We start from the raw sequence: 7,598 nt of genomic DNA on the forward strand, positions 1-7,598 counted from the left end.
ATAAATTCCGCAGTTCCAGTCTGCATAAGTATCCAACATTTGGGGCGTTACCCATCGGGAAAATTCTCGCCCTTCTACCAAACCAAAGGTGACTAAATGTTGTAAAGCCTCTTCATCAGTCAACCCGCCTAGATCTGGATTAACGCTGCGATAGTAGCTTGAATCGAATAGCTCTAAAGCCATAATTATTTCCTAGGAAGTTTACGCTGCGCCTACTCTAACTTGTGAATCTGGTTTCGTCAAATTTGAGACAATCCCCTACTACTGATTTGCTGGGATGATTATTCTCGATTACCCTGAAAATAGACCGATCGCTGAGGTCTTCCCACCTCAATTTCCGCTTCATCTAGGGCGATTTTGAGCCGATGGCGAAACTCTCGACCCACTCGCCATTGCTGTCCCGCTTGGGTTTGCATCCACAGGCTAATTTCAATCCCCTGATGAGTAATCTGATTCACCCCTAAGACATTCACCGGGTCAAGAATGCGATCGCCCCATTCCGGGTCTTGATGCAATTTTTCCGCCACATTTTTCACCACCTGTAGGGCTTTGGTGATATCAGAATCATAGGCAATTTCAAGGGTAAAATCCAGACGAGACCAATCTTTAGTCAGATTATGGACGGTGGAAATACTGCCATTAGGAATCGTGCTCAGTCTACCCCCCTGGCCTCGGATTTGGGTGATGCGGAGGTTCATATATTCAACCTCCCCAGATGCTGCGCCGGTATCAATCACATCCCCGATCGCATAGTGGTCTTCTAATAAAATTAAGCTGCCATTAATCACATCTCTGATTAAATTTTGAGAGGCAAAAGAAATCGCAAATCCAGCTATCCCTGCACCGGCAAGTACCGGCGCGATCGGAACTTGAAGCTGATAAAGGATCAGCAAAAGTCCGAGGGCAAAAATGGTAAAGGTAATCATCCCTTTTAAGGCTTGAGAAAAGGTAGAAACTCTCACTGTCAGACGTTTAGAAGCGTTCGGTGCGATCGCCTGCATTGCAATCCAAGAATTAGACCAGCGATCAACAGCAACATGAGCCAGTTTAATCAGAACGCTAGTCAGGAGTACAATCAGCAGCAGCAAGGGTTGAGTCAACAATCGACTTTGTAGCCAGCGAGTTTGGGGGAACAATCCCACTATTGCGGCTAAACTCCCCAAGGCGATCGCAAACTGCGTCATTTGGACCAGTCGGCGTTTCAGAAGATTCACATCCCGTTGCCGTTCCCAAGTGAGTTGGCGATCAACCTGAGTGAGAACATCAGACTGGTTTTCCCCCTCCTGATCCGAGGAATTGCTGGTCTCACTTGCAGATTGGGTGGCGATCGCATTCCATTCCCGTTTGAGTCTGTGCTGTATTCGTAGCAGGACCCCGGCAGTCCCCAGAGTCCCGAGGAGAATGGCAGCAGCGATCGCCCCTTGGAGGCGCAAATATTCGGGCTGACGCTCAAACTGGCCGCGAATCAGGGCGATCGCGATCGTCTGACTGACGTGAGTTGCCAAATCTGTCACCCCGATGCCATAGAGTCGGGCATCCAGTTCCGTCAGGGTGAGGATATCCTTCTTAGCGAGGCGATCGCCATCCCGGACAAACAGCACCGTTTGACCCTCCTGGGTATCAAAGCTCACTTCTAGGGTCTGAGGGTCAAAACCAGCGGCGATCGCCCAATTCAGCTTAGTTTCATACATCGTCACCCGCATTTGAAGCGGGGATATACTGGAGGGGGTGCGATCGCCGATGCCCTCGGACGCCGTAATTTGGAACAGCTTCCGACCATCCAGGGTAACAGGTGCATACACAATATTCCCAATTTTTCCCGACGCAGCAAACGGGTTGGCGATCGGCAGCCAACTGTCCGGGACTGCTGCCGGAGAGGATTGTGCCACCCCAGGCAATCCCCCACTCATCATCCCGAGCATCGACAGCATCAAGCTGAAGATAAAGCTTAAAATATAATAAAATCGTCGCCGATTGACCCTGGCAATCTTCCGCTTAGATCCTTGCATTCACTTCGATATCCCTTCAACGCTCTCCTCCTGAGTCTATAGCATCAATCGGGGGATTCCTTAAAAAACGTAGAAAGATTTAAGATTTCAGTTTCGGCAAAAACGGTAAAAAGTGTTAGAATAGACAGAATCCCTCGATAAAAAAACTTTTAAAAAGATTTTAACCCGGGTTGTCCTAAAATCCAAAAAATTGTTTATGATAGAGGTATAGAGGTTTAACGAACGGGGTAGAAATGGCGAAATGAGGTAAGATCCTGAAATCAGACCCCCTGATCAGCGCCAAACGCATGATCTAAGCCATAAATTACCCCCAGTCAGACTTTTAGAATGGGTAGTCTAGATTACAATTAACCCGCTCGAACCGGAGCAGGAATCGTCATTCCAGACCACTCATCAAAACCCGGCAAGTGAATCCATACCGAGCCTATCTAAATGTTAATGTTGTGGTACTAGAGAGATAGGAAAAGAATTAACATGAACAGCAAAGTCACCAACACTCAAGAACTCGAAGAACTCATTCAGCGCGTTAAGGCGGCCCAAGAAAAATATGCCACCTACAGTCAGCAACAGGTGGATGAAATTTTCAAGAAAGCTGCTCTAGCCGCCAACTCAGCCCGAATTCCCCTGGCGAAGAAAGCCGTGGCCGAAACCGGCATGGGAGTCGTGGAAGACAAAGTGATTAAAAACCACTTTGCCTCAGAAATTATCTACAACAAATATAAGCATGAAAAAACCTGCGGCATCATTGAAGAAGACAAATCTTTTGGATTCCAAAAAATCGCTGAACCCGTGGGAATTCTGGCAGGAATCGTCCCCACAACCAACCCCACTTCTACAGCTATTTTTAAAGCCCTCCTCGCCCTGAAAACCAGGAACGGGATTATTTTCTCTCCGCACCCCCGGGCCAAAGAATGCACCCGAGAAGCGGCAAAAATCATCCTGAAAGCGGCTGTAGAAGCGGGAGCACCCGAAGATATCATCGGCTGGATTGACGAGCCAACAGTGCCATTATCCCAGCACTTGATGCAGCATCCAGAAATTAAATTAATCCTGGCAACCGGCGGTCCTGGTATGGTCAAAGCCGCCTATTCTTCCGGACATCCGTCCTTGGGTGTGGGTGCAGGGAATACGCCTGCGGTGATTGATGAAACCGCCCATATTAAAATGGCGGTCTCCTCGATTATTATTAGCAAAACCTTTGACAATGGGATGATTTGCGCCTCAGAACAATCGGTGATTGTGGTGGATGAGATGTATGAGGAGGTTAAACAGGAATTTAGCGATCGCGGCGCATACTTCCTGAATCCGGAAGAACGGCAAAAACTGGGCAGCAAAATTATTGTCAACGGACGACTAAACCCGGATATTGTCGGACAATCCATCCAAACCCTGGCGGCGATCGCAGGCATTTCCGTCCCAGAAGAGACGCGGGTGATCATTGGCGAAGTGGAAGAGATTTCCGAAGCCGAACCCTTTGCCTACGAGAAACTCTCCGCCATCTTAGCCATGTATCGGGCGACAGATTTTCATGATGCCGTCCATAAAGCTCATGACTTAGTGCAATTTGGCGGACGGGGACATACCGCCGTACTCTATACATCTCCGGCGAATACCCTGAATATCCACGAATTTGAAGGGCAAATGCAAACGGCGCGGGTGCTGATTAATACCCCCGCCTCCCAAGGGGCGATCGGAGACCTGTATAACTTCCGCCTCGACCCCTCCCTCACCCTCGGTTGCGGCACCTGGGGAGGCAACTCCATCAGCGAAAACGTCGGTCCCCAACATCTGCTCAACATCAAAACCATCTCGGAACGCCGGGAAAATATGCTGTGGTTCCGGATACCGCCCAAAGTGTACTTTAAATATGGTTCCCTCCCAGTCGCCCTGCGGGAACTCGCCGGAAAACAACGCGCCTTTATCGTTACGGACAAACCGTTGTACGACATGGGTCTCACTAAGTCCGTCGAAGAAGTCCTCGAAGAAATTGGAGTCAAATATGACATCTTCTTCGACGTGGAACCCGACCCCTCTCTCACCACCGTGAATAAGGGACTGGAACGGATGAACTCCTTTAAACCCGACGTGATAATCGCCCTCGGGGGAGGTTCCCCGATGGATGCGGCGAAAGTCATGTGGTTGATGTATGAACATCCTGAAATTGAATTTGAAGGACTCGCAACCCGGTTTATGGACATCCGCAAACGGGTGTACGAACTGCCACCTTTGGGCATCAAAGCGATCATGGTTGCCATTCCGACGACTTCGGGAACGGGTTCAGAAGTTACCCCCTTCGCCGTCGTCACCGACGATCGCACGGGGATCAAGTATCCCCTGGCAGATTACGCCCTCACCCCGAACATGGCGATCGTCGATCCGGAATTGGTGCTGAATATGCCCAAGAAACTCACCGCCTACGGTGGCATCGACGCCCTCACCCATGCCTTAGAAGCCTACGTTTCCGTTTGTGCCTCCGAATTTACCAACGGATTGGCATTAGAAGCGATTCGCCTGCTATTTAAGTATCTGCCTTCCGCCTACAAAAACGGGGCCAAAGACCCCAAAGCGCGGGAAAAAGTACATTATGCCGCCACCATTGCTGGCATGGCATTTGCCAACGCCTTCCTCGGCGTCTGTCACTCAATGGCGCATAAACTGGGTTCGACGTTCCATGTCCCCCACGGGTTAGCCAATGCCTTGATGATTTCTCACGTCATCCGGTATAATGCCACCGACGTGCCATTTAAACAAGCCATCTTCCCGCAATACAAATATCCTAATGCCAAATGGCGGTATGCGCGGATTGCCGACTATCTCGGACTCGGTGGCGACAACGAACAAGAGAAAATCGAGAACTTGGTAGAGGCGATCGAGAACCTCAAGAGTGAGTTAGACATTCCTCTGACCCTGAAAGAAGCCCTATCTGGGGATGACAAAGCCTTCTACGAAGAAGTCGAAGAAATGGCGGATCAGGCATTCGACGATCAATGTACCGGTGCCAATCCCCGTTATCCTCTGATTCGCGACCTCAAGGAGTTATATGTGTTAGCCTACCGAGGTTGCCGCATCGACGCCGCTCTGTATCATCAAGAATCTCAGGAAGAGGTGTTACAAGGTAATGGCGCTGACTCCGTAACCTCTCTCATCCAGCCGGTGATGGTGGAAAGTAACTCGTAATTTCAATTTAATCTCATCTGGAAAGAGCCCGCGCAGGCGGGCTTTTTTCTTGGGGAGGCGATCGGGATTATAGGCAGATGCCATCCTGTTGAATCGATTTATAAAATGAGGTGGACTGGTAAAGCGGAGTTTGCCAGTCTTGACGACTCCGTACAATGGAGGTGAGGACTTCGCCACAGTCCCATTCCAGATCATATAAGCGATCGCGGACTGCTAAGGAGCGATCGGGGTTAACCTCACCATTCAGCAGAATCAGAAAATCCCAATCCGAGTCTGATGCCGCATCCCCACGCGCCCGGGAACCAAATAAGATGATTTCGGCTTGGGGTTCGACTTCGCGGACTGTTCGTTTGAGGCGATCGAGCAATTCTTTTTGATTTATGAGAGTCTAAGGAATAGGAAATCAGGTTGAGGGATTAACATTGAACATACACTAGCTAAACTCCTGATCGGCAGCATAGCCTCCATCTCGTTCTTAGGGACTTTAAAATGTTATTTCATTGATGACGATTTGAGTTTCCAAGGATGAGAAGGGAATGTTCAGGAGTATTGTTGGTGCTGCCGAACTTGGAAATCAGAAATTTAACAGAACTAATCATACCAGGACCTCTTCAATGATATGTTCGATAATTGTAAATCGATAGCTGACCTTTTGCGATGCCTGAGAAATTGATTTAACAAATGATTCATCAGTTTCCATGCAATTGATAAATTTCTGAAGCAATTTTGTTTTGCGCTGGATTAAGACTTCAATCTGTTCATCCGTGAGATTCCCTAGGCAGGCAGACCAACCTTCAAACAAGGATTTATTAATCGGATATTTTTTGGCGGGATTTTCTGAAGAGAGTTTCCGAAAGGCGCGATCGCCGAAAATCTCAAAGGCAGCAACCATCACTTTTCTAAATTTAGCTTCTATCGCTTTTATCTCTGCATCGTTCATCTTATTGACCGAGGCTAATGTCTCATTAAAAAAATAATCCCTACCTTGTTTGAGGGGATAATCTTTGTAATTCGTTATAGTATAGGCTAAAAACCCCAGTATAAATTCATGGTCATCCCGACGAGCTTTTTTAGATTCGCCCAAATTGATAACTTGTTTAAACTCTGGAAATTCGGCGAGTCTCGCCAAAAGTTTCGTGGCTTTACCCGGATTGAGAGCGTGACGGAGTTCTTGGGGAGATAAAGGTAAACCTCCTGTATTAATTCGTTTGAAAATGTTATATTTAACTTCCGGTGGAGTCCCTTTTTCAATCAAATAGAGGGTCAGCAGGGTTTCCCCTATGCGCCGTTGATAATTCCGGGGTAGTTCATCATAATTTTTACCTTCCATCTCTTTAAGATATTCTAAACCTTTGAGTCTCAGTTGCTTGTCAATAACAAACTCTTTGAGAGCACTGAGTCGTTGTAAGCCATCTACGACTAACCAGTTGTCCTCATTGGTGGCATCCAGATAAAAGGCGGGCAATGGAATCCGAATCAGGATAGACTCAATTAGGCGGCTTTTGGCTGCTTCTTTCCAGATTCCTTCCTTGCGCTGAAAATCCGGGGCTAAGTCTAGTTCATCATGATTAATGCGGGAGAGGACAAGATCGATGGTCATGGGTCTCGTATCAACCCTGATTTTCGTTGGATCAAAGGGTTCGTTTGTGGTTTCTTCTTCCTCGAATTCGATCGCATTCTCGTCGTCAATCTCTAAGTCTGGTTCTACAACGGGTTCGGTTTTATACTTGTCTTGTGCCACACTTACTCCTTTCGGGTATGCCCCCTTGATTACCCTCCTGTTTCGGCTCAGTTTCAGTCCCTAAGCCAATGGGGGCTTGATGATTGTTTCTGATTATACCAGAAAACACTCTCTGTTCAAATCAATTTCCTTGACCCTGATTTCGTTTCAACACCAAGATTCCAGTCAGAAACCCAGTTTCTTGGCGCAGATGTGATGATCTGTTGTTCCTTAAACCGATGCTTTATTGAGGGGGCGATCGCCTGATGCTGAAATTACTCTAAATTTCCCGGAGTGAGTCAAGACCATTCTATTCATAAAAATAATCCCATTCAAATATGGGGACTTGACCCAATTCCTATCTACCCTAGGATGGATTTTTTCTATTATTATTATTATCACTTAAAGCAGAACTTAAGTGAAATTAGGTTTACGCCCATTAAATAAAAGCTTATAAAATATAGAGAGACTGATTTGAATTTCTAAATCCAGCCCTCAAGAGTCCCGATATTTTCATGTTTAAGTAAGAATTGTCGGATTTAAGTTTCCGGACTCAATCTTGAAAAAAGGGCGTTTTCCATCCCCCAATTTTTTGGCTGGGACTCCAGATTTTTTTTTAGCTTTATCAGCCAATTCATTACATAGCAAGGATTTTAGAGGTTTCTAAGGGAAGGAAAATTTAACCGATCGCC

The 7,598-nt window shown here is 47.2% G+C and carries 5 protein-coding genes; 1 reads left to right on the forward strand and 4 read right to left on the reverse strand.

The window, feature by feature from the left end:
- Positions 1-183, reverse strand: a 183-nt coding sequence (locus J0895_RS06245) for a hypothetical protein (RefSeq protein WP_207087249.1), incomplete at its 3' end; no start/stop codon positions are given.
- A gap of 98 nt (positions 184-281) precedes the next feature.
- Positions 282-2,009, reverse strand: a complete 1,728-nt coding sequence (locus J0895_RS06250; protein ID WP_207087250.1) for a mechanosensitive ion channel family protein — start codon at positions 2,007-2,009, stop codon at positions 282-284.
- 474 nt (positions 2,010-2,483) lie between these two features.
- Here J0895_RS06250 and adhE point away from each other — a divergent pair, with 474 nt between their 5' ends.
- Positions 2,484-5,186: a bifunctional acetaldehyde-CoA/alcohol dehydrogenase gene (adhE, locus tag J0895_RS06255; protein ID WP_207087251.1), complete on the forward strand. Its 2,703-nt coding sequence runs from the start codon at positions 2,484-2,486 to the stop codon at positions 5,184-5,186.
- A gap of 67 nt (positions 5,187-5,253) precedes the next feature.
- Here adhE and J0895_RS06260 read toward each other — a convergent pair whose 3' ends face one another.
- Positions 5,254-5,553, reverse strand: a complete 300-nt coding sequence (locus tag J0895_RS06260; protein WP_242541095.1) for a nucleotidyltransferase domain-containing protein — start codon at positions 5,551-5,553, stop codon at positions 5,254-5,256.
- A 228-nt stretch (positions 5,554-5,781) separates the two neighbouring features.
- The gene (locus J0895_RS06265) at positions 5,782-6,927 is read right to left on the reverse strand and encodes a DUF262 domain-containing protein (RefSeq protein ID WP_340643466.1); all 1,146 of its coding nucleotides are present in this window, start codon (positions 6,925-6,927) and stop codon (positions 5,782-5,784) included.
- Positions 6,928-7,598 lie beyond the last annotated feature (671 nt).

Source organism: Phormidium pseudopriestleyi FRX01, from assembly GCF_017313335.1.
GTDB classification, from domain to species: domain Bacteria; phylum Cyanobacteriota; class Cyanobacteriia; order Cyanobacteriales; family Laspinemataceae; genus Laspinema; species Laspinema pseudopriestleyi.

Coding starts and splice junctions, on each gene's coding strand:
- J0895_RS06250 (WP_207087250.1), bottom strand. CDS start 2,009: ATGCAAGGATCTAAGCGGAAGATTGCCAGGGTCAATCGGCGACGATTT.
- adhE (WP_207087251.1), top strand. CDS start 2,484: ATGAACAGCAAAGTCACCAACACTCAAGAACTCGAAGAACTCATTCAG.